Here is a 21,785-nt window from a genome sequence, read left to right as displayed (position 1 = left end):
CTCGAAAAATGACTAAGAATCAAAAAAGAGCATTAAAATGAGTCACTTAGCAGCAACACCCTGGTTACATATTCCTAACCCAAACCCACAAGCGACGTTAAAGCTAATCTGTTTCCCATATGCTGGAGGTAGCACAAGATCGTTTAGCGACTGGCAAAGCACGCTTCCTCAATACGTCGAACAAATCATGGTTTCAATGCCAGGACGAGGTAGTCGCTTTAGTGAGCCCCCTGCAGATTGTATGGACACCTTAACTGATACACTGATTGAGGTATTAACCCCCCATTTAAACTGCGACTTCATTTTTTATGGGCACAGTCTCGGGGCAAGGGTATCTTTTGAAATACTAAGAAAAATGCACCAACGCGGCTTACAAACTCCCTGTCATTTTGTTGCCTCTGGTAGTGCTAATCCGAGCAAAGACCGCAGTAAAAACTGCACACACTTGCTAGATGATGATGCCTTTATCAAAAAACTTAAAGACCTAAACGGTACCCCACCGGCAGTGCTTGAAAACGAAGAGCTGATGACCCTATTTATGCCGGTACTACGTGCCGACTTCAAACTGGCTGATACTTATAGATATACTGGCTCTGAACAATTTCCCGCTGATCTTAGTGTATTTGCCGGGGAAAAAGACGAAATAACCGAGCAAGAACAACGCGATTGGCAAAACTATTTTTCAGGTAAGTTCACCTATAAAAACTTCGCAGGCGACCATTTCTTTATAGACAGTCATAATACGCAGGTGGGTGCTGAAGTTTGCGCCATTATAAAAGATATATACGAAGACAGGATATTGAGTCATGCAGGCTAGTTTTAACTAAAATAGAACCGCTGTAAATTGGCAAAATGACGCAAGTTATTTAACAACTTGCGCCAACATAAACACCAACAACATCACTGTAAAGACAACAGCAGTTCTTTTGCTTTTTGGTTGTCTGGATGTGATTTGATCACCGCCTCTACCACTGCTTTTGCTTGTTGCTGTTTATTTTGTTTGATATAGCCCTGTGCTAGATTTAAATCAAGCATTGGATGGTTTACTTGTTTTTGGGTAAGCTCCAGTAGCTTAACCGCACGGTCTACAGTTTGCTCTTGCTCAGCAAACTGTAACTGATAGATACCTGACATTGCCACTAGCATAGTGTCATAGTCTTGTTTGTTCTGCTCGTAGGTTGCTATAGCCTGTTGTTCACCTGCCATCATTTTTGCAACCAAAGCCATGGTTTTATCATCTTTATTCGGCGGCAATTCTACAGGCTCTAACCCTAACGCACGTACAACTTCTATTGCAGTGTCAGCAGTTGAAAATGGGTTCTGACCAGTAATTAAGTTGCCATCTATTTGTACATGATTTAGCATCAGCCCTGCCTGGGTAAACTGCGCACCGCGTTCTTTGAGTTTATCTTCTAGCAAAAACGCAAAGTGAGGTCGCCACTTTTTACCAAACGCCACTTCTTCTTCATTAGTAAAACCATTGACACGCTTATTAGCAACTAAATATTGCCCATTACTTAGCTTAACATCTACAAATGCAGCAGGACCGTGGCACACAGCTGAAACAACGCCTTTTTGCTCGTAGACGTTGGCTATCAAGCTTTGCAGCGGCTTATGTTGATGCAAGTCAAACATAGGACCCTTACCCCCAACCACAAACACAGCATCGATATCACCTGCATCTAGTTCGCTTATTTTGTAGGTTGCACTTAACGCAGTAACGGCCGGAGTGTCTTGTAAAAACGCTTGGTTATACGGTTTTTGCTTATCAAATTTGTCTGCAATTGGTTTGCCGCCCGCTGGACTTGCAAAAGTAATGTCTAAACCATTCGCCTTAAAAACACGATAAGCTTTACTTAGCTCGTCAAATTCATAGCCTGGCTGAACCAACTCACCATCAGCATTGAGTTGGCCATGACTGCTGAGCACCATGACCACATTTGGCGCATCACCAGCATATATAGTGAAACTTGCAGCAAGTAAAACCGTGGGTAATATTAATTTGTACATGAGTGACTTCCTTTAACTTATAGTATGAACACCGAAGATGAATACCTAAGCTAAAGGATGAGATGTGAAATAACCGTGAAAATTAAAAATTGCGCGCTTTAATATAAGCCCAATGATTTTGCTATTAACCTTACCCCTAAAAACGCAGTAAAAAGCAATACCGAAAAGCCCAAAAAGTTTGACCACTTGGTATTAGCATGCTGTCCTAACATACTGCGATTGTTCATTGCATACAGTAAAAAACCAGCAATGATGGGTAATAGTAAGCCGTTGGCAAATTGCGCTAAAATAATGATTTGGATCGGTTTAATGTTCGCCATCGAAAGCAATGCCCCGATGATAATGATACTGATTGAAATGAGTCGAAATGATTTAGAATTGACATCGCCTTTAAGATCAAGCAACTCAGAGATCACGTATGCGGTGGCAAGAGGCGCAGTGATCACACTGCTCAAGCCCGCAGCAAATAGCCCAATACCCAGTAAATATTTAGACAAACTACCAAACGTTGGCTCGAAAATTATCGCCATATCAAGCGCACTATTCACACTCAACCCTAAAGTAAAAATGCTGGCAGCCGCCGTAGCAGTAACCAAAATAGCGATTAGCCCACCTAATCCAATTGAAATAATAGTATCAGAGCGCGCTTTTGGAATATCGTCGGGTGTTGACCAATGTGACTTAGCGGTAGAGGCGTGTAAAAACAGATTATAAGGCACGACTGTCGTGCCAATCAACGCAATTACCGTAAGCAAACTGCCCTCTGGTATTGCAGGAGAAACCAACCCTTTAAACAACAGCGCAAAGTCAGGCTTAACTAAAAAAAAGGTAATGATAAAGGCCAATGCCATAACAGAGACTAAAGTAATTAATATACGTTCAATTTGTTTATAAGTGCCCTGCATTAAAATAATTGCCCCAATGGCAGTCAAGGCAATGATAGACCCTCTAAAAATCCACTTATGAGTGTTCGTTATCGCTTCAATACCAAGTGCAGCTCCCACCAAATTACCGGCTTCATAAGCGGCATTACCAATGCAGATGGCAATGATTATCAGCGCAAACAACGGCCACTTCCAAAATGAGTGAGATAACGATTGGTTGATCACTTCACCAAGTCCTTTTTGCGTGACAATTCCGACACGCGCCGACATTTCCTGCAGAATAATCGTTGCCACCGTTGCAAATAACAAAGCCCATAGCAGCGCATACCCAAAGTTAGCACCCGCTAATGTACAGGCGGTTATTGTACCTGGGCCAATGAATGCCGCGGTTACAATCACGCCAGGGCCAAAGTTTTTTAATTTAACCAGCATATATGCCATCCTGTTTTCAGAGAGTATTTGGCCAAAAGTCTTTTAAATATCAATCCTTTGCTCAGGACTAAATTTTAAATCGATTTACAATCGTAGCCAGCTCACCCGCCTTTTTACTCAAATTAGAGCTGATTTCTAAATTGCGTTCGCCGATTGCGGCTGACTCTTTACTGTGCTCAGATATCGACTCGGTACGCTGTGAAATTTCCTTATCAACAATATCCTGCTCTTTTGTTGCACCCGCAATATGCTCATTCACGTTTAAGATCTCATGAATAAACTGCACAATATGCTGCAAAGATTCCGATGCTGAAGCCGCTTTTTCTACCGTCAGTGAACTGAAACTTTTGCTCGATTCCATTGCATTAACGGCATCCTTAGAACCATCGGTTAGTGTATTAATCACACATAATATTTGTGCCGCACTCTTTTGTGTTCGTGTTGCAAGCTCTCTAACCTCATCAGCCACAACCGCAAATCCGCGTCCTTGATCCCCAGCCCTTGCAGCTTCTATGGCGGCATTGAGCGCTAACAAGTTAGTTTGCTCTGCGATTTCTTGAATAATGGATAAAGAACCGGAAATATTACGAACATCACCTTCTAGCTTTGAGATAACATTGCTTGCTTCATCAAGCTTCTTGGCCAAGGTGTTAACGGATCCGGTTGCTTCATCCACTGACGTTTGCGTTTTTTGTGCACTGTTATTGGCATTTTGCGCAGAGTTTGCCGCTTCATTGGCATTGCGTGATATTTCTTCAGCCGATGCCGTCAGCTCAGTCATAGATGTTGCTATCATTTCTGTTTCAGATTGCTGGCGTAGCAAAATCGCGTTGATTTCTGACGATGCAGAGGCAATTTGCTGAGTCTCGGCAACCACTTCATTGGTCAATTTGGCAACTTTGATGATCAACTCATGTAACTGGCCTAAAAAAATGTTGAAGTTTCGACTTAAACTATCAAATTCGGGTAAGGTAAAATCAGGAATACGTGCGGTTAAATCTGCGTCCCTTGCGGCAAATATATCGATGGTCTCTTCAAATTTTTGTAGCGGTACGGTAATACTTTTACTGATTATCAGGCCCAAAATTGCAACAACAATAGAGACTACAAGGGTAAATAAAAGAATACCTTGAATGCTGTCTACCACTTGCTTGTTGTTCTTCTCTCGCATTGATTTAAGCAAAGCATCAACATCTTCTGTGTAGAAGCCTGTGCCCACGATGAGGTCCCAGTCGGGCAAGTAGATGCTATAGGCAAGTTTTGGGATAGCCTCGCTCTGATCGGGCTTGGGAAAATAATAAACCGAATAACCCTCTCCACTTTTAGCCGAGTCAATAATATCTTTAACTAAGTAATTACCTCTTTTGTCTTTTAGGTCTATGAAATTTTTACCTATGCCTTGGCTGCTATCGCCTTGCATAACCCTTGTACCATCCGGTTTAAAGGCAAATAAATAGCCTGACTGACCAAATTTAATATTGCGTAATAACTTAATAACCTCCGACTCAGGACTATTGCTACGCTTTAAATCGAATAGCATACTTTGTGCAATTTCTAAGTAGGCTTTTAATTCAGCGCGTTTCATACGCATCATTTCTTTTTTGCTTAATTCTTCTTGTGCTTCACTGAGCTTTTTTGCCTCAACATAGGTGAGTGTGATCACAACTGAGGAGATAATGATAACGGGAATCAGAGATAGTAATATCAGCCTAGATTTAATCTTCAGTTTCATTCTCTGGTTCCTCTTACAAACAACGGCTGTGTTGCTTGGAATTCATTACCAACCATATCAGCACCTAACTCTGGGCTGTTGAACGGCTTTGGCTGATGCTCTCTGTAATGCTTTAAATATTCATCTACGATTTTTTGATATGTGCCATCTTCCTTCATGTCTCGAAGTGCAACCTCTACACGCTTTTTAATCGATTCAAGCTTCTTGTTTTTTGAAAACGCAATGTAACTTGGAATTTCATATGAATAAGAAGGGATTGGCTGAACTTTGCCTTCAATACCCAGACGCTTTAGAATTTCAAAACCGCCTAACTGATTACTTATAACGACATCTACTCGGTCGGCCAGCAGCAATTTAAAGCTATTAATACCGGTGTCGGTGGTCACTAAATTTTCTAACGTGCCAGATTGAATCGCATTATCTATTTCTTCACCATAACTCACCTTTCGTACAATACCGATGCGATAGGGAGATAAAGAAGCAATGCGACCGCTAAAGTAAATGGGCTGGCTTTTTAGCGCAAAAAAACTAATAGACTGTTCAATTAATATCTCTTGGGAATAGTCCATAAAGGTTTCTCTTTCTGGCGTTTTGTAAATAGTGAAAATACCATCTACACGACCTGCCTTAACCTCTCTTATCGCTCTTCCCCAAGGCATAAAAACAATATTAATAGGTTGATCTATACGTGAAAACGCTTCTTGCACAATTTCAACAGCAATACCACTGGCGTCTTGAGCCCCTTGAAATTCATAAGGAGGGTACTCAAGCGTAACCAGATTGATAATGCGAGCTTGCGCGTTAGAAGCCAATAGCGAGCTTGCATACAACAGTGCAACAATAGTCAATTTACACCGCATTTTTGCTATTCTTTTTCAGTATTCAAGATGACCATCCGTTTAACGATTAAAAATTAAACTGGAACTTGATATAGGCGCGCCGCCCCCTCGGATCACCAGTGCGTGGGTCGTAACTTCCCGCAACAGCAACATAAGGCGGTGCCTCATCAGTGGCATTCACTACGCCTACAATTAAGTTAGATTCAGAATCTTCTTTTAGGACTTGCCCTAAGTTCATGCCGTATTGCAAGTCAAGTGTGTTGAACGACTCGATATTTGCACCACTGATATCATTGGTATAACTGGCAACATGTCGAACATAAACATTTGCTCTGTGCATGCCATTTGACCAATTAAGCCCGATGCTGCCACGCAGACGAGGAGACGGATTTCCTACTGTATTTAGGTTTAACTTGCCTAAGCCATCGGTGGTTTTACCACTGGCGTCCATTAGGTCATAGCTAAGTAAATACGTTGCTTTGAGCTGTGGAGAATAATCGCCATAATCAGTTCGGTAAATTGTCGAAGCACTAATATCAATGCCTGAAGTATCAATGGCTTCGGCATTGATAAACTTGGTATTAACGATAGAAATCGTGCCAGCTGATGTTCTAACAACACGCGAGGGGTCATTCGGGTTAGCATTGACAACCGCTTGATGACTTTCTCTTGTGAGTACATCTTCAAAGGAGAAATCCCAATAATCCATATCAAAGTTAAAATCATCATAGGCATAAGACACGCCTAAATTAAGAGCCTCGGAGGTTTCAGGAACTAGGTTTGGATCGCCAATGGTGCGATTACCGCCAAAAGTCGTAGAGCCATCTTCTGGATCTGTGATGTTGGCAAAGTTGGTTTGCACACCTTGCAATTGATGAACAGAAGGCGCTCGAAACGAGGTACTAAAAGTGCCTCTAAAAGATAACTCTTCAGTTGCTAGCCACAAAAATGAGACTTTGGGGTTAGTGGTGTCGCCACCAAACTCGCCATAATCCTCATACCTAACTGCAGCACCCAGCTCTAGGTTTTCGCTCACAGGTAACAGTACTTCTGCAAATAGCGCTTTAACGTTGCGCTCACCAGTGAAGTTTTGATTACCAATTAAAAACGCAAAACTATCTTGTTGCGTAAACGAGTCATATACATTGTTGATTGATTCATCTCGATACTGAATACCAATGGCAAAACCAACGTCTCCCCCATCTAACTCAAATAATGAGTCGCCGGTGATAACGGCTTCATACACGCGCATTTCTGACTCAGCATCGCCCATATAGTCACCGATAATATAGTCTCTTAAACGTTCATTATCAGGGTCTTGTGGGTCAAATGGATTGAAGTAGTAACACTCCCCCACGCCAGCCTGTGAGGTCGCTGCGCCACGACACTTATTGCCACCAAACCCGTGTAACGCGGCTTGGAAGTTATCAGTAATAACGTCCCTTGGATTGACAATGGCATCATTGGCTGCTGCGACAAAAGAAGCCTGCCAATAGATACCTTCCGTTATCTCACCATCGGCACCAAAGGCAACTCTTGTCGTGGTATGGTCGTAGTAGTTTGTTTCTGTTGGTTTACCAACGCCGTATGGTCTGCCGCGAAAGAAAATGTCTTCGCCATAAGGATTATCTGGGTGTGAGGCCAAAATACTAGGGGCATTTAAAACCGGAAAACTCGGTGACACCTCGCGGGTGATTTTATTTCTGGCATAGCCCGCCTCTGCCCACATCCGCGTGGTATCACTCCAATCCCACTTGGCTCGGACATAAGCTTGTAATCTGTCTTCGTCAGGCACGGCAGTAATTTGAGGACCAAAGTCAAACAAACAGAACGAGTTGCCATTTGCCCCCTGTGACAAACTACCACCATTCGCAACACAGTTAGGGTCAGCAACCGTTAAACCGCTTGGATTATTTTCATCGGCTAGTGAGGGAATAACAAAGCTACCAGGGTTTCCAAAGCTACTTGTCGCAGGTTTCAACCAATCAACTTCGTCCAGTAATAAACTCGAGCGTTCTAAGTAGCTGATAGCCAGCAGCATATGGGCAGAGTCTCCAACATATCCGCCATACGCAAAGTCAATTTTGGTATCGTCTTGACTGCCTTCGCTCCAGCGACTGCGGTATTCATATTGTAGCTCTCCACCTTCTAAGTCATCTCGAGTAATAAAATTGACAACCCCAGCAACGGCATCTGAGCCATAGATGGCAGATGCACCATCTTTTAGAATTTCAACTCGCTTGATAGCAAGCGCTGGCACTAACGAGGCGGTATCTACAAAACTTGCCCCTTGATCTGTTACAACTGCCGATGTGACCTGTCTGATCCCATTGAGTAGCACCAAGGTAGAAGATACCCCCAACCCTCTGAGGTTGACGTTTGATGTACCGACTGTAAAGTTTTGCGACAAATTGTCTGAATTATTCTGTGAGCCTGCATTAAAGGGAAGAACCTCAATTAAATCTCGGACATCATTAGCACCTATGTCAGTTAAATCACTTAACTCCGTACTTGATATGGGTGATGAGCTTTCAGCTTGTACCGAGCGCCTTATTCGAGAGCCTGTTACTGTAATCGTTTCAATTGAACTTTGTGCTTGCACCTCTTCATTTGACTCGGCGTAAGCACCTGTAGGTATAGAAAGGATGCTCAAGCACCAAAGCAGGTGAGATTTATAATTACCCATCATTTCCTCGATAAAGTTTTACTTAATTAAAGAGCTTTTAGCCACCTCCATGTGCCAACAGCGCGCAAAACAAAATAACTAGATCAAGCATAGTCTGGTATTTTTAAAAGTCATAAATAAGCAGCTCTGGCTTACTGCTTTTATAAAAAATTATTCAAAAGGTGAGGTATATAAAAAGAAATAAAGATTAAAACAGAGAAAAAAACATCGAAAAACATATTTAATGCAAACCAAGGCATTCTCGTTCGAAAATGCCTTGGCGAATGCCTTAGTGGCAGCATGGCTGTATTAGGTTAGTTTTGCGCCGTTTGCTGTGGAAACTTTAATAAACTCTGTAAGCAACGTCTAATTAATAAGTAAAGTAACCACGCAAACAGCAACGGTAATAAAATAAAGGCGATAAATTTGTGTGCAAGATTATGTGTCACGACGCTATTACCTTTTAATACCTTGCTTGAGAGCTTAACCGCCAGCGCCTTATGTAACACCTTAACACCATGTTTTGCGTTCTCTTTTAGGTCAGTACTCGATAATTGGGTATGCATTTCTTGCGCAACATCATTAAAATAGCCAATATCCGCTTTATGACCAAGCTCAGACGCCACGAGCGTAGAGGTCTGGGCACTGACATGAATACTATATGGAATTATCATGTGACAAAGTACAAAAACCATCGCAAAAGCCTTTGCTAACCATTGCAAGCTAGGACGGTGGCGTAATTTAGGCTCAAATACACACAAAAGCGCCCATACGCTGGCATAAAGTAACATTGCCTGAAATAGCCACGGGGAGAGCTGCTCTGCCAAAAAAGTAAACGCTTGTATTGCACCAACCAACGCCAAAGACCAAAACAGGTAATGACTGGTTTTTTCAAGTAGCGTTGATAAGTCGCTCAGTAAACTACCTATTTCCACATTAAAATCAACAATAAAGGAAATACCAAACTGGCTAGTTTTAGCAACATTAAGCGCAGCATTAAGCACATTCACATCAGCCAAGTCTTTGAGTATCTGCTGTTCTACTTGTTGTAAATAGTGTTCGTTTGCCTGATACAACTGTTTGTTATCATTAATCAAAGTGCTTTTAGCAAAATGTCCTTGAGCAATGGCTATGAGTAACCAAATGCCCAATACAGCAAACAATGCCGCTAAAAAGCGATATTTTTGCTTAACCACAAAGTGGCTAAGTGATGTTAGTAATTGCATTTTAGCGCCTCCAGTCCTTGTTGCTCATCAAGGATTTTGTCTAAATCAACGGGAGTATCAACCCCAGGTACTGAGCCTTTTTGCGAATATTGCCAAATCTGGATGTTCTTAAGTTTTGAGGGTGCTTGCATGGTTTGATTATATTCAGCAAACCAAAACGGATAGTGATTAAACTCAGTGCCAATATTAACTTGCCAAAAACTACCATAACTATAGATAAGCGGTTTGCAGCCAATTTGCTGTTCCAGGGCGGTTAAAAATTGCTGTAAGCGCGCTTTGATTTGTGTGGCGCTTTGAGCGCGTTGTAATTCAACATCTATCATAGGTGTTAGGGTCAGCGACTTACCTTTAATATGGCGTAAAAAATTGTCTAACTGCGCTTTAGGGTCATCTTCTGCTTCAAAAAAGTGATATGCTCCCACCTCTAAATGGGTGGCTTTTACGCCTGCGAGGTTTTGAAAGTATTTTGGATCTGTATAAGTAATTCCATCTGTCGCTTTTAAATAAACAAACTGAATGCCACTTCGGGCTACTTTTTGCCAATCAACTTTACCTTGATCATGAGAGACATCGATACCGTGAATACCTTGGGTAAAGTCAGGGAGGGGTTTTGCAGATATAAATGTCTCAAACAACATCGGTCTTTTGATACATAAAATAACGATGACCAACAACACAACTATCTGAGTTAACAGTTTATAACTCATTTCATTTCCTTGAAGCATTTCGCAAATACGAATTATATTAACTTATTCAGTAATTTAATTATAAATAAAGTCAAAAGTACAGACTAAAAAATCAACAAATCAACAAATCAACAAATCAACCAGCGGGACAATACTTCTTTTAGTTTTTCTAGTTTTACTGGCTTACTGATAAAGTCGTCCATTCCTGCATTAAAACACGCGTTTATATCTTCAGAAAAAATATTGGCGGTAAACGCGATGATGGGTAAATGACGGTACTTATTCGTCTGACGAATACGTTTGGCCGTTTCTAAACCATCTAAATTCGGCATATGTACATCCATGAGTACTAAATCAAAGTGCTTTTGCTCAAGTAGTTCAAGCGCCAGTATGCCATCTTTGGCGGTACTCACTTCTAACCCAAGCTTCACCAACATCGTACTTACAACCACAAGGTTCACGTCATTATCTTCAGCAAGTAACACACTCCCTGTTAACAGCTCGGGGAGTTGCTGTAGCGTATCTAGATTTTGCTCTGAAATATCATCCGCAATTTCGACTGGTAGCGTAATAAATACTTTAGTACCGACCCCTTGTTGCGACTCCATATGGATCGTGCCGCCAAGTAATGTCAGTAGCTCTTTGCATAAGCTAAGCCCTAGTCCTGTGCCAGCATATCGGTTAGTAGCAGATTCTTGAGCTTGTTTAAACGGTTCAAATACTAGATCTAAATCTTGCTCAGAAATTCCAATTCCTGTATCTGAAACAACTATTTTCAAAATATCTTGCGATGCATAACTTTGGTGCTCAACATCTAAATGCACATAACCATTTTCAGTGAACTTAATGGCATTGCTCAGCACATTAATTAAAACCTGCTGCAATCTCGCAATATCACTTCGTACAAATTGGGGGACTGTTGGTGATATATTCGTATCTAGCGTTAAGCTTTTTTCGTCCGCTAATGGCTTGACCATATTCACGGTACTGTCAACGAGCTCCATCACTGAGAAACAGCTAATTTGCGCTTCTGCTTGTCCTTCTTCTAATTTAGATAAATCCAATATATTATTGATAACATTAAGTAAGTGAGTGCTAGATTGACTACACACATGCAACAATTGTGCTTGTTCGCTATTGAGATCATCGCATTCTTTCAACAACTCTATGGTGCCTAAAATACCATTAAGTGGTGTGCGAATTTCATGGCTCATATTCGCTAAAAAACGGCTTTTTGCATGAGTACTGCGTTGTGCCTGTTGCGCTGCTTCTTTTAACTTTTCAGTACGGACTTGCACGCGCTTTTCTAGACTGTTTCCTCGTTGCTCTAGTTCTTTACGCATGTGTTTAAATGCACGAGCTAAGTCGCCAAGTTCATCTTTACCATATGAGCTAATTGGATAATCATAGTGGCCAGAAGAAAGTTGCTGAGCAGCTGTCGTTAAAGCCTCAATGGGCGCATATAACTTTGCAGATAGCCACCAAGCGATAAATAGCACCATTACAAATACACCTGCAAGTACCATCCACAACAGGTTCTGAAGCGACTGTACTTGTGCAAATATCACCTCATCAGGCAATACCATAGCAATGCTAAAGCCAGCAGACTCAATGGGCGCAAAAAAGATGTGATCAACCTGCCCATGGTCCATATTCGTTAGCATCTCATAGCCCGTGTGCCCTGCGACCATTCTTAGCCCGATGGCTTTTAGTTTAGAGTCACTTTGCTCTGAAATGTATTGTATTTGTGCTTCATATTCACCCATGTCATTAACAACAAGCCCAGTGTTGTTACGCCGTAAGTGGATCACCTTGTCTTTATCCCAATGATAAATAAAAGCGCCATGGGCAGACACTATCATCACCCTCGCTTTATCTGTAAATGAGTGCTCTATGTTCTCTTTAATTAATGTGGTTAGCCTGTCTATTTCTCGCCAAGGAATACTGCCAGCTAACAAGCCCACAAGTTTGTTTTGCTCATTTATAATACTGGCACCAACGGTCAGTTGTCTCACGCCTGTGGTGTAGGAGATCATTGGTTCTGACACGTACACAAGTGGCTGCTGTTCGGTATTTTGACCTATAATTACCTGCCAATAGTCCCGCTGAACAAGGCTTTTTTTGGGGGATTGGGGGTCTAAATCATCAAATGTGCGTTGTAGTCCCTGTGCAGGATTTCCGCCTTCAGTGTTATAAAAACTACCGTCGAGCTCACCAACAATAAACTTTTCATATATACCATTACTGCGGTCTCTTTCATTTTGTAAATACTGCTGCATCTGGCTAAATTGCATGCTCTGTACACGCTGATCGTTCACCATAACGGCCAGCTCAGCTTTGCGCTGACTAAAGTATCGATCAAACACCATGGCACCGTTATTCAACTGTGCTTGTATTGCTTTAATACTGAGCTGTTTAGTCAGTTCACTGGTATGCGTCATGGTTAACAAAAAAACCAGCAATAAAGGTAATAACGAACAAAATAGTAAAACACTTATCAAACGACTTTTTAAACGCATATCAACAAAAAGAGTGATGAATGTGCGTTACAGTTTAGTATAAATATGCGGTTTATCGCCAAAATTTGATAACTTATCTCATTAAGTTTTAGTGAGTATTTGTAAAAACACACCATCCCAATTCTATTATTAACTGGTTTAATACTGAGACGATGCAGTACACAGTAATCGTTTTGATATTCGTTTTGCTCAATGGCCAAATTTAAACAGCACACACCTTTGAAAATGTATCGATGTGACTGATGAATGAACTCTGCTAGCTATGTTATGGCTGATGGTTCAATTCGGGAAGTAGGCAGTTTCGATTTAAACTCATCTGAATTGCCTCAAACATTTACGCCGCAAAGAGCACAAAAGTGACAGATACTGCTTCATTCCTTGCTAGCTACACACCACAAAAAGAAGGTCAAACTGACAACGTTATTCAATACAGCCTAGATAGTTAACATGTAATGAGACTCGTAAATAGGGGTAGAATGACAACAAGCACACCTAACCGCGATTATGTCATGCTAACAAAGGTCAAGCTCTCCTCTGCGAACGACTTGAGCAAACACAGCCTTTTGTGTTGGTCTCACTTATATTTTTTTAGTGCAAGATTGTTTACAGGTAGGGGAACTTGTACAAATCTAGCCCGAATATCAGTACATACAATACGCTTACGTTTGTTTGCTGATACTTCCACCAGCCACAAGCAATTGTTGGTATCAATATAGTAAAAAGCTAATTGATTTAATCGCTTAGCAATTTTATAAGCCGTATCAAGTGAAACTTTAACCATCGCGCTGAGTTCTCTGTAGCTAAATGATTCGTTGCCACCCCAAAGGCTGACATAGCGAAAGCCAGCTCGATTTAGCTCATTTAACGAACACCTTGCCAATAAATTATTTCTTTTTAATGTGTACTTTTTACCCAAAGGGTTCCAAAGACTGATCACAGCACTGTTTTTCACCAGTTTTGTGGCATTCAGGTGATGCCGCTTCACATTGCGCAAATCACAAGGCTGAAAATAAACTTGTCGATACACTTGCCAAAGGTGCTGTGCTATCAAAATACCTACCCTGCCACTAACATATTGACTTAAACCACTATAAATCAAAATTCGTTGTCAAAGTCACGTCATTTCTTTTCGTCGTCACCTGCTCAAAATAAAATCAATACTTTTTAACTAGCACACTCGGCACAATAAAGAGAGCAAAACTTATACACAAAAACACTTATAAGCAAATAAAAAAACCAGCAAGCATAGTGCTTATTTGTGACAAGTTCCACCTTTTAAAATATATAATGTTTGATGAAACAACGTCGATTCTTTTACACTTGGAATAAATATTTTACGGAGAAAATTAAACATTAACCATTGATTTAAATCAATTTTTTAAATAGAAACGCCTTCTACAATGTCATCAAAATTTAACGTGCAAAGTTAAATTTTTACGCTAGGATACACCCGCCACTGAGGCATTTATCACTTTAAATTTAGAAGGAATTCGTTGTGAAAAAATTACTGTTAACCACGATTGCAGGTCTAATTTCATCAGCTAGCTTTTCATCTCTAGCAACTCCAGACCTATCATCAGGCTATTTTTCTGCGCAAGAAGTATTAGAATATGGTCGAACGTATCAGGTGGTAAAAGAGCAGTTACATAACGCTGGATACGAGCTACAAGGGTGTGAGCAAAACCCAGTTTATTATTTTGCTCCACCTAGCGAAGACGTGTTTTTATATGCGCAAGCCGAATGCTATTATTCAATTCCAAAGGACCCTAGCAAGTATGCATTTCGCACCGATTATGCAACCGTTGTTGTAGATATCCATTATCATCAAGTAAACTTCCTATATCACGAAGGTAATGTTAACGTGAGTTACTTTACAGCTTACTAAGTCACATTAAGTAAGCTGCATTACTTCAATTTAATGTGGGGTGCACAGCGTCACCTCACTGCTTTTAATCACTTTTAGCGCCTGCAATATATATTTTTTACCTTCCAACCTTTTCGTTAGTAAAACCGTCTAATAGGTGGTTAAGTTAACCAATAAATAGTGTTTGTGATTAAAATCACTCTGTGAAAGAATTTGTTCTAAATAAAATTTACATATAAATCAAATACTAAAATATTGGCATCTTGCTTGCTCACTTATGTTCGAAAATTATAAAAATGAATTGGGATATTTCATGCTAAAACACATTACACCATTGTTGTCCGCGATTGTTTTGAGCGGTTGTGTTGTACACATTAATACTGCATCTGCGGATGCAAACGTACATGTTCAACGTCAACTTCAGTTATCAGCCAATAATTTAAAATCTTTGTCTGCACGCGCAAATGCAGGAGATATAAAAATTATCGGTAGTTCAGCCACAACTGAAATCACGGCTAACGCAGATATTTACACCCATGAGCCAAACCAATTCGTGTTTACGCTAGAGCAGCAAGGTGACTCAGCGGAGCTCATCGCAGAAGTTGACTCTCACGTCTCTTTTGGGTTTGTCACTTCAACACCACGTATCGACATGACCATCACCATGCCAAATCACCTAGCGTTAGCGCTACAAGATTCATCAGGTCATATTACAATCAACGGCTTGAACGCTGATATTAGTATTGAAGACGGTTCTGGAGATATCGCGATCAATGGGGGTAAGAACATCAGCATAGATGATGATTCAGGCAGCATTATGCTCAACAACACCACCGGCACACTTGAAATTGAAGATGGCTCTGGAGATATCTCTATTAATGGGGGTCAACGACTCACACTAACAGATGATTCGGGTGATATTACACTTTCAGGCATTGCTGGTGATATGACAATTAAAGATGGTTCAGGGAGTATCAGTCTCATGGGAGGGCAAAACCTTAACCTTCACGATGACTCAGGCAATATCAGTATATCTGGGGTAAAAGGTTCTATCTTTATTGTTGATGGCTCAGGTAACCTTAATGTTGATGGCGGACAAGATGTTACCGTTCGCGACGACTCAGGCAATATTCAAATCGCCAACACAAAAGGTGATGTAAGTATTAACGATGGAAGTGGCGATTTGCGAGTTAATAACGCCCAAGGCAATGTGACTATAAACGACGATGCTGGTGATATTTACGTTGACGGTGCACAAAGCCTTACCATTGAAAGTGATACTTCGGGTGGTCTGCACGTTGATAAAATTAAACAAGGTGTAAAAGTTCAGCAATAACGCCTTGTAAAAAGCGATGATAAAGAGCAAACATGACCACCTGCTTGCTCTTTATTTTTGCGTACTGAATTATTAAACTACCCCTACCTTACGCATCGGAGTAAACGCCATCATGAACAACTAAGTCCTGTTATCCATTTTTATCAGTTTATTTTTTTTGGATCTACAGGGTTAGTGAACGTGGCTTTGCGTTTATATCTCCTATCAATAATGTGTTCGTTACTATAGCAAGTTAACCTCGATGCCCGTTTGCTGCCCCTAGTTTATTAGGAGGCACCTATGAGTGTTCTACACGCATATAATGTAAGTTACCAATTTAGCAATGGCGACACGCTGTTTTGCAACCTCAACTTTACCCTTACACAACGCCGCACAGCCCTTGTTGGAGACAATGGTGTGGGCAAATCAATTTTGGGCAAACTGTTGGCAAAACAACTCACACCCAGTCAAGGCTCTATTGAGCAATTTGCACAGGTGGCCATACAAAGCCAAGAAGCACAGCCACTGCTCAAAAGTGATATGACGATTGCCCAGCTGCTCGGCTGTGACAAAACCTTAGCGGCACTTGCTGCAATTGCACGAGGAGAATGCGAACAAACGCTGTTTGACGCCGTTGCCGAGCAATGGCAATTACCAGAGCAGCTATCAGCCCAGCTAGCCACACTCGGGCTAACCACTGACCCTCATGCGCCTTGTAATACGCTCAGCGGTGGGCAGCTCGCGAGGTTACGGTTGTGGCAGTTGTTTAACAGCAACGCCAAAGTGCTTATTTTAGATGAGCCAAGTAATCACTTAGACAACGAAGGGCGAGCGTGGTTGATAGAGCAAATCAATCACTTTACAGGTTATATTTTGCTCATTAGTCACGACCACCAACTGCTTGAGCATGTCACACATATATGGGAGCTAAGCAGCTTAGGGTTAAAACAGTATGGCGGCAATATTGGTTATTATTTGCAGCAAAAGCATCAACAGCAGCAGTCACTTAACCAGCAGTTACAAGAAGTAAAACGCCAGCAAACCCAACTGAAATTACAAGCACAAAAAGACAGAGAAAAAGCTCATCAGCGCGCAGCGCAAAGTAACAAGCTCCGCGTGCAAGGCAGCCAAGCAAAGATAATGCTTAATAATCAAAAGGACCAAGCAGGTGCTCACTTAGCCGCCAAACAAAAAAACCAGCAACAGCGAGAGAAAAAGATAACCACCAAGGCTGAGCAATTGCGGTTAAAAAGCGAGCAAAACAATGCCATACAGTTTTACTTACGAGAGGTACCTGAGCATACGAAGGTAAAAAAGACGCTAGTCTCTTTAGTAGATTTACAGCTCCCTTTTGGCAGCACTTCAGCAATTACTGTTCAGGTAAAAACAGCTCAAAAATGGCATATTAAAGGCAATAATGGCTGTGGCAAGTCAACTTTGTTTAGGGTTTTGCAAAACCACTTAAAAGCTAAATCAGGGGAGCTCAGAGTTAACACACCGCTCAGTTATGTTGATCAACACTTTAGCCTACTACCTAGCCAGCTCAGCGTAATTCAAGTGGTTGAACAGAATTGCCCAGCGATAAGTAAAAGCGACTGCTATACATTACTTGCTGGTATTGGTTTAAAACACAAAAAAGTAGAGCAACCAGTCGCCTCTCTCAGCGGCGGCGAAAAAATGAAACTAACATTGCTATGTGCAAGCCACCAGCAAGCCACGCCATTGCTGCTGCTTGACGAGCCAGACAATCACCTAGATTTAGGATCAAAACAGCAACTCGCCAAAGCACTTAATCAATATAAAGGGAGTTTTTTGCTCATAAGCCATAACGATTGTTTTGTTAAACACGCTGGCGTGACCCATACCTTAGCTATGTAAGGGTTAAAAGCACAGTGTAAAGGGGGTTGACGGATCGCCCCCTAAAAAATAAAGTCCGAGCTTAGCCAAAGCCTGAACAACACACCGCTATACTATCGGTTTTGCTCACTTATCATCTCTTGGCGCACCATCTTAGCTCCCGCACTGAGTGCCTGTAGCTTGGCGTTTGCCACAGATCTAGACAGTGGTGCCATACCACAGTTAGTGCAAGGGTAAAGCTTATCGGCATCAACATATTTAAGCGCAGCGCGCAGCGTATTGGCGACCTCTTCAGGTGTCTCTATGGTGTTGCTTGCCACATCAATGGCACCCACCATCACTTTTTTACCACGAATAAGCTCTAACAGCTCAATGGGCACATGAGAGTTATGGCACTCCAAAGAAATAATATCGATATTTGACTTTTGTAACTTTGGAAACGCTTCTTCGTATTGTCGCCACTGAGAACCTAAGGTTTTCTTCCAATCTGTATTAGCTTGAATGCCATAGCCATAGCAAATATGTACCGCAGTTTCACACTTTAATCCCTCAATGGCTCGCTCTAATGCAGCAATACCCCATTCATTCACCTCATCAAAAAATACATTAAATGCAGGCTCGTCAAACTGGATAATGTCTACCCCTGCAGCTTCAAGCTCTTTGGCCTCTTGATTCAGAATTTTGGCAAATTCCCACGCCAGTTTTTCACGGTTTTTATAATACGCATCATATAAGGTATCAACCATGGTCATAGGGCCAGGCAGTGCCCATTTAATAGGTTGCTTAGTTTGCTTGCGTAAAAACTTGGCATCGTCCACAAATACCGATTTTTGGCGAGAGACCGGTCCCACTACAGTGGGCACACTGGCATCATAGCGGTCACGAATTTTAACGATTTGACGCTTAGCAAAATCAACGCCGTCGAGATGCTCAATAAAGGTGGTTACAAAGTGCTGGCGTGTTTGCTCACCGTCGCTAACAATATCGATATCTGCAACCTGTTGCTCTAGCAATGACACTCGCAGTGCATCTTGCTTGCCATCAATCAGTTCATCGCCTTGTAACTTCCATGGTGACCATAGCGTTTCTGGTTGAGCAAGCCAAGCTGGCTTAGGTAAACTGCCTGCCGTTGATGTTGGTAATAATGTTTTCATAATAAGCTCTGTTATATTCCCGTTGACTACAAAACGTAATTGGCAGAAAACTGCTCAAGCAAGCTTTGGTATGGCTTAAGAAAGTACTCTTGGGCAAACTTACCCTGTTTCACAGCTAACTTACTGCGCTCTTCTCGGTCATACACAATTTGTGTTACCGAATGGTCTGAGTTTTTTAAATTAGGTTGATAAAGCCTACCTGCCATCGCATTGGCATTATAGATTTCTGGTCGATAGATTTTTTGAAACGTTTCCATGGTGGCTATGGTGCTGATCAGCTCTAGATTTGTGTAATCGTTTAACAAGTCACCAAAGAAGTAAAATGCCAAGGGTGCAACACTATTAGGCGGCATAAAATAGCGCACCGCTAAGCCCATCTTTTTGAAGTATTGCTCAGTTAATGACGACTCACTGGGCTGATATTCAAAACCCAAAACCGGGTGGAGGTTTTCGGTTCTGTGATAGGTTTTATTATCAGAGACACTTAAGCAGATCACTGGAGGCTTTTTGAAATGCGCTTTGTATGTTGCTGAGTCAACAAAGTATTTAAACAACTTACCGTGTAACTCGCCAAAATTATCAGGAATACTAAACTGCGGCTTATCTTTGTTGTGCTCTTGCAGCAGTACACTAAAGTCATAATCGCGTACGTAGGAGGAAAAGTTATTGCCTACAATGCCCTCAATACGTTCACCACTTTGGCGGTCAACAATATTGGTTTTTAACACCTCAATAGATGGAAAGGCTTGCCCACTGCCAGCAATATCTAAATCAACCGAGATGATCTCAAGCTCAACATGGTAACGATCAGCTTTTGGGTTATCCCAATTTGCCAATGCATTAAAGCGATTATCAATCATGGTTAAGGCGTTAGTTAGGTTTTGTTGTCGACATTCTCCGCGAGCCAAATTGGCAAAATTAGTGGTAATACGTGTGCTGTCTGATGGTTGATAGTTTTCATCCAGACGGATGCTTTTAATGGTAAATGTGATGTCTTTGTTCATGGTGCGCTCGTATCCAAAAATTGGTTTATTTGCCTCACTTCACCTTGTTTACGGTGTGTGAGCTATCGCTAAAATCATCTTTAAAGGCGAGTACTCATCGCGCTTCTACGTTAGCAGATGTAGAATTTATACGTGGTTCGCCACATGAAGAAAAACGGTATTAATTCACTTCAAACTTGAACCTTACTCATGATTTAGCCTCCTCACATAGCCATTATTTGCTAACCTGTGAGAAAAATAGCAAACCACAGAAATGAAAAAACAAACATCTAGACATCTAAACGCCCAAGTTGAATTAACTTCATTTTAAGCATGAGGATTATTCAGCGCTTACAGCACTTAATACGGGCGTTATATTGCTATACTCGCCAACCATGTAGCACGTGTGGCCATTAGCAGGACAAACAGGCTGTATAACAAAACTATAAATATTTCATAATGATAAGAAGAGATAAAACAAATGAATGAACTCATCATATTGTTTTTTTACTGCGCAATACTAGGCAGCGGCGTGGGCTTTTTGGCGGGCTTGTTAGGGATTGGCGGCGGGTTGGTGATAGTACCCATACTGAGCAGTATATTACTGCACTTTGCAATACTACCAGCTGAGCAAGTGGTTATTGCAGCCATTGCGACGTCATTGGCATCGATATTATTCACTTCAACCTCTTCGGCGCTAGCCCATCATAAAAATGGCAACGTGCCTTGGTCAATTGCGCCTTGGATAATGACAGGCGTTGCGCTGGGCGCACTTGTTAGTGGCTTTATGGCAGCCCTCTTGCCTGAACATGTTGTACGCATTATATTTGCAGTAACGGTACTGCTTATTGCAATCAAAATGTTTTTAAGTAGCAAAAACAGTGCCCCAAAAGAACGCACACTACCAAACAAAGCCGTGCTAACGCTATTCACCACCCTTACTGGTGGACTATCTGCCATGATAGGCATTGGCGGTGGCGCTTTGTTAGTACCGCTACTTACCTTTTTTTCAATCGATATGAAAAAGGCCATCGGCTGCGCCTCTGCATGCGGCATAGTTATCGCCTTGTTTGGCACCATAGGCTACATCAGCGCCGGCAGTACCCAGTTCAACCTAGCAGACGGCTTTGCTGGCTTTGTGTACTTACCAGCCCTAGCAGGTATTGTATGCACCTCATGGTTTACCGCTCCACTTGGTGCAAAAGCCACTCACCACCTCCCCGTTTCAAGCATTAAAAAGATCTTCGCCGTACTGTTGGTGGTAATGGCTGTAAATATGATGATGAGATAGCAAACGCTTTGTTGATGTGCTTTAGTCGAGTTATTGGCTAAACCACATCACTTAGCATCTCATACCTAACTTCCTCTAATTCCAACGCCCAGAACTCCATATCCGTCACCCTGAACTCCATATCCGTCACCCTGAACTCCATATCCGTCACCCTGAACTTGTTTCAGGGTCTCATAACAAACTAGATCCTGACCTTCGTCAGGATGACGAGCATCATTTCTGAGCCGACTGTGTGGCGGTGAACTGAGCGCATTGCGGCCGATTTTTCTTTTGCTTTTTCTGAGCCGCCTGTGTGGCGGTGAACCAACCTTGTCACGCCATGCCTGTT

The 21,785-nt window shown here is 41.7% G+C and carries 16 protein-coding genes and 1 CRISPR repeat array (1 of these 17 only partly in view); of the genes, 5 read left to right on the top strand and 11 right to left on the bottom strand.

Annotation, left to right across the window (positions count from 1 at the left end; all coding sequences use genetic code 11):
• Window positions 1-37 precede the first annotated feature (37 nt).
• Window positions 38-817, top strand: a complete 780-nt coding sequence (locus tag HG263_RS07910) for a thioesterase II family protein (RefSeq protein WP_171625531.1) — start codon at window positions 38-40, stop codon at window positions 815-817.
• Window positions 818-900: 83 nt separating this feature from the next.
• Here the strand turns inward: HG263_RS07910 and HG263_RS07905 are convergent, their stop codons facing one another.
• The 9 genes from HG263_RS07905 to HG263_RS07865 form a co-directional block, all read right to left on the bottom strand.
• The gene (locus tag HG263_RS07905) at window positions 901-2,010 is read right to left on the bottom strand and encodes a type 1 glutamine amidotransferase domain-containing protein (RefSeq protein WP_171625530.1); all 1,110 of its coding nucleotides are present in this window, start codon (window positions 2,008-2,010) and stop codon (window positions 901-903) included.
• Window positions 2,011-2,108: 98 nt separating this feature from the next.
• Window positions 2,109-3,326, bottom strand: coding sequence for an Nramp family divalent metal transporter (locus tag HG263_RS07900; RefSeq protein ID WP_171625529.1), 1,218 nt, complete (start codon window positions 3,324-3,326; stop codon window positions 2,109-2,111).
• A 67-nt stretch (window positions 3,327-3,393) separates the two neighbouring features.
• Entirely contained in the window at window positions 3,394-5,058 is a 1,665-nt protein-coding gene (locus tag HG263_RS07895) for a methyl-accepting chemotaxis protein (protein WP_171625528.1), read from the bottom strand.
• Window positions 5,055-5,918: a substrate-binding periplasmic protein gene (locus HG263_RS07890; protein ID WP_171625527.1), complete on the bottom strand. Its 864-nt coding sequence runs from the start codon at window positions 5,916-5,918 to the stop codon at window positions 5,055-5,057. Before HG263_RS07890 ends, HG263_RS07895 begins: the two co-directional genes overlap by 4 nt.
• A 46-nt stretch (window positions 5,919-5,964) precedes the next feature.
• Complete coding sequence (locus HG263_RS07885) at window positions 5,965-8,586, bottom strand: TonB-dependent receptor plug domain-containing protein (protein ID WP_171625526.1); 2,622 nt, start codon at window positions 8,584-8,586, stop codon at window positions 5,965-5,967.
• Window positions 8,587-8,876: 290 nt separating this feature from the next.
• Window positions 8,877-9,788: a hypothetical protein gene (locus tag HG263_RS07880; protein WP_171625525.1), complete on the bottom strand. Its 912-nt coding sequence runs from the start codon at window positions 9,786-9,788 to the stop codon at window positions 8,877-8,879.
• On the bottom strand, window positions 9,776-10,495 hold the full coding sequence (locus tag HG263_RS07875) for a glycoside hydrolase family 25 protein (RefSeq protein WP_171625524.1): 720 nt from the start codon (window positions 10,493-10,495) through the stop codon (window positions 9,776-9,778). The genes HG263_RS07880 and HG263_RS07875 overlap by 13 nt, the downstream gene beginning before the upstream one ends.
• A 107-nt stretch (window positions 10,496-10,602) precedes the next feature.
• Window positions 10,603-12,915, bottom strand: a complete 2,313-nt coding sequence (locus tag HG263_RS07870; protein WP_171625523.1) for an ATP-binding protein — start codon at window positions 12,913-12,915, stop codon at window positions 10,603-10,605.
• Between the two features lie 652 nt (window positions 12,916-13,567).
• Window positions 13,568-14,044 carry a DUF3293 domain-containing protein gene (locus HG263_RS07865; RefSeq protein ID WP_171625522.1) on the bottom strand — a complete coding sequence of 159 codons (477 nt, stop codon included), beginning with the start codon at window positions 14,042-14,044 and terminating at the stop codon, window positions 13,568-13,570.
• Window positions 14,045-14,488: 444 nt separating this feature from the next.
• On the opposite strand from HG263_RS07865, the gene HG263_RS07860 reads away from it, so the two are divergent.
• The 3 genes from HG263_RS07860 to HG263_RS07850 all read left to right on the top strand — a co-directional run bounded on the left by HG263_RS07860 (window position 14,489) and on the right by HG263_RS07850 (window position 18,050).
• Window positions 14,489-14,878, top strand: a complete 390-nt coding sequence (locus tag HG263_RS07860; RefSeq protein ID WP_171625521.1) for a hypothetical protein — start codon at window positions 14,489-14,491, stop codon at window positions 14,876-14,878.
• Between the two features lie 292 nt (window positions 14,879-15,170).
• On the top strand, window positions 15,171-16,193 hold the full coding sequence (locus HG263_RS07855) for a DUF4097 family beta strand repeat-containing protein (RefSeq protein ID WP_171625520.1): 1,023 nt from the start codon (window positions 15,171-15,173) through the stop codon (window positions 16,191-16,193).
• Between the two features lie 279 nt (window positions 16,194-16,472).
• Complete coding sequence (locus tag HG263_RS07850) at window positions 16,473-18,050, top strand: ATP-binding cassette domain-containing protein (protein WP_171625519.1); 1,578 nt, start codon at window positions 16,473-16,475, stop codon at window positions 18,048-18,050.
• Between the two features lie 92 nt (window positions 18,051-18,142).
• Here HG263_RS07850 and HG263_RS07845 read toward each other — a convergent pair whose 3' ends face one another.
• Together HG263_RS07845 and HG263_RS07840 are read right to left on the bottom strand one after the other, a co-directional pair.
• A complete protein-coding gene (locus tag HG263_RS07845) occupies window positions 18,143-19,183 on the bottom strand; it encodes a methionine synthase (RefSeq protein ID WP_171625518.1) in 1,041 nt (346 codons plus the stop codon).
• Window positions 19,184-19,209: 26 nt separating this feature from the next.
• Complete coding sequence (locus HG263_RS07840; RefSeq protein WP_171625517.1) at window positions 19,210-20,187, bottom strand: DUF1852 domain-containing protein; 978 nt, start codon at window positions 20,185-20,187, stop codon at window positions 19,210-19,212.
• A 460-nt stretch (window positions 20,188-20,647) separates the two neighbouring features.
• On the opposite strand from HG263_RS07840, the gene HG263_RS07835 reads away from it, so the two are divergent.
• A complete protein-coding gene (locus HG263_RS07835; protein WP_171625516.1) occupies window positions 20,648-21,457 on the top strand; it encodes a sulfite exporter TauE/SafE family protein in 810 nt (269 codons plus the stop codon).
• A 216-nt stretch (window positions 21,458-21,673) separates the two neighbouring features.
• A CRISPR array of direct repeats spans window positions 21,674-21,785; the repeat unit is 28 nt; unit sequence TTTCTGAGCCGCCTGTGTGGCGGTGAAC; it runs 1,777 nt beyond the window's last position.

This window comes from Pseudoalteromonas caenipelagi, from assembly GCF_013140855.1.
GTDB lineage: Bacteria > Pseudomonadota > Gammaproteobacteria > Enterobacterales > Alteromonadaceae > Pseudoalteromonas > Pseudoalteromonas caenipelagi.
The sequence above is the reverse complement of the archived record's forward strand: the minus strand, read 5'-3'. Positions and strand labels throughout refer to the sequence as shown.

What these genes read in the sequence shown, in the direction of transcription:
- HG263_RS07880 (WP_171625525.1), bottom strand. Translation starts at nt 9,788, where the DNA reads ATGCAATTACTAACATCACTTAGCCACTTTGTGGTTAAGCAAAAATAT.
- HG263_RS07870 (WP_171625523.1), bottom strand. Translation starts at nt 12,915, where the DNA reads ATGACGCATACCAGTGAACTGACTAAACAGCTCAGTATTAAAGCAATA.
- HG263_RS07890 (WP_171625527.1), bottom strand. Translation starts at nt 5,918, where the DNA reads ATGCGGTGTAAATTGACTATTGTTGCACTGTTGTATGCAAGCTCGCTA.
- HG263_RS07845 (WP_171625518.1), bottom strand. Translation starts at nt 19,183, where the DNA reads ATGAAAACATTATTACCAACATCAACGGCAGGCAGTTTACCTAAGCCA.
- HG263_RS07835 (WP_171625516.1), top strand. Translation starts at nt 20,648, where the DNA reads ATGAATGAACTCATCATATTGTTTTTTTACTGCGCAATACTAGGCAGC.
- HG263_RS07850 (WP_171625519.1), top strand. Translation starts at nt 16,473, where the DNA reads ATGAGTGTTCTACACGCATATAATGTAAGTTACCAATTTAGCAATGGC.
- HG263_RS07905 (WP_171625530.1), bottom strand. Translation starts at nt 2,010, where the DNA reads ATGTACAAATTAATATTACCCACGGTTTTACTTGCTGCAAGTTTCACT.
- HG263_RS07895 (WP_171625528.1), bottom strand. Translation starts at nt 5,058, where the DNA reads ATGAAACTGAAGATTAAATCTAGGCTGATATTACTATCTCTGATTCCC.
- HG263_RS07900 (WP_171625529.1), bottom strand. Translation starts at nt 3,326, where the DNA reads ATGCTGGTTAAATTAAAAAACTTTGGCCCTGGCGTGATTGTAACCGCG.
- HG263_RS07840 (WP_171625517.1), bottom strand. Translation starts at nt 20,187, where the DNA reads ATGAACAAAGACATCACATTTACCATTAAAAGCATCCGTCTGGATGAA.
- HG263_RS07875 (WP_171625524.1), bottom strand. Translation starts at nt 10,495, where the DNA reads ATGAGTTATAAACTGTTAACTCAGATAGTTGTGTTGTTGGTCATCGTT.
- HG263_RS07855 (WP_171625520.1), top strand. Translation starts at nt 15,171, where the DNA reads ATGCTAAAACACATTACACCATTGTTGTCCGCGATTGTTTTGAGCGGT.
- HG263_RS07885 (WP_171625526.1), bottom strand. Translation starts at nt 8,586, where the DNA reads ATGATGGGTAATTATAAATCTCACCTGCTTTGGTGCTTGAGCATCCTT.
- HG263_RS07910 (WP_171625531.1), top strand. Translation starts at nt 38, where the DNA reads ATGAGTCACTTAGCAGCAACACCCTGGTTACATATTCCTAACCCAAAC.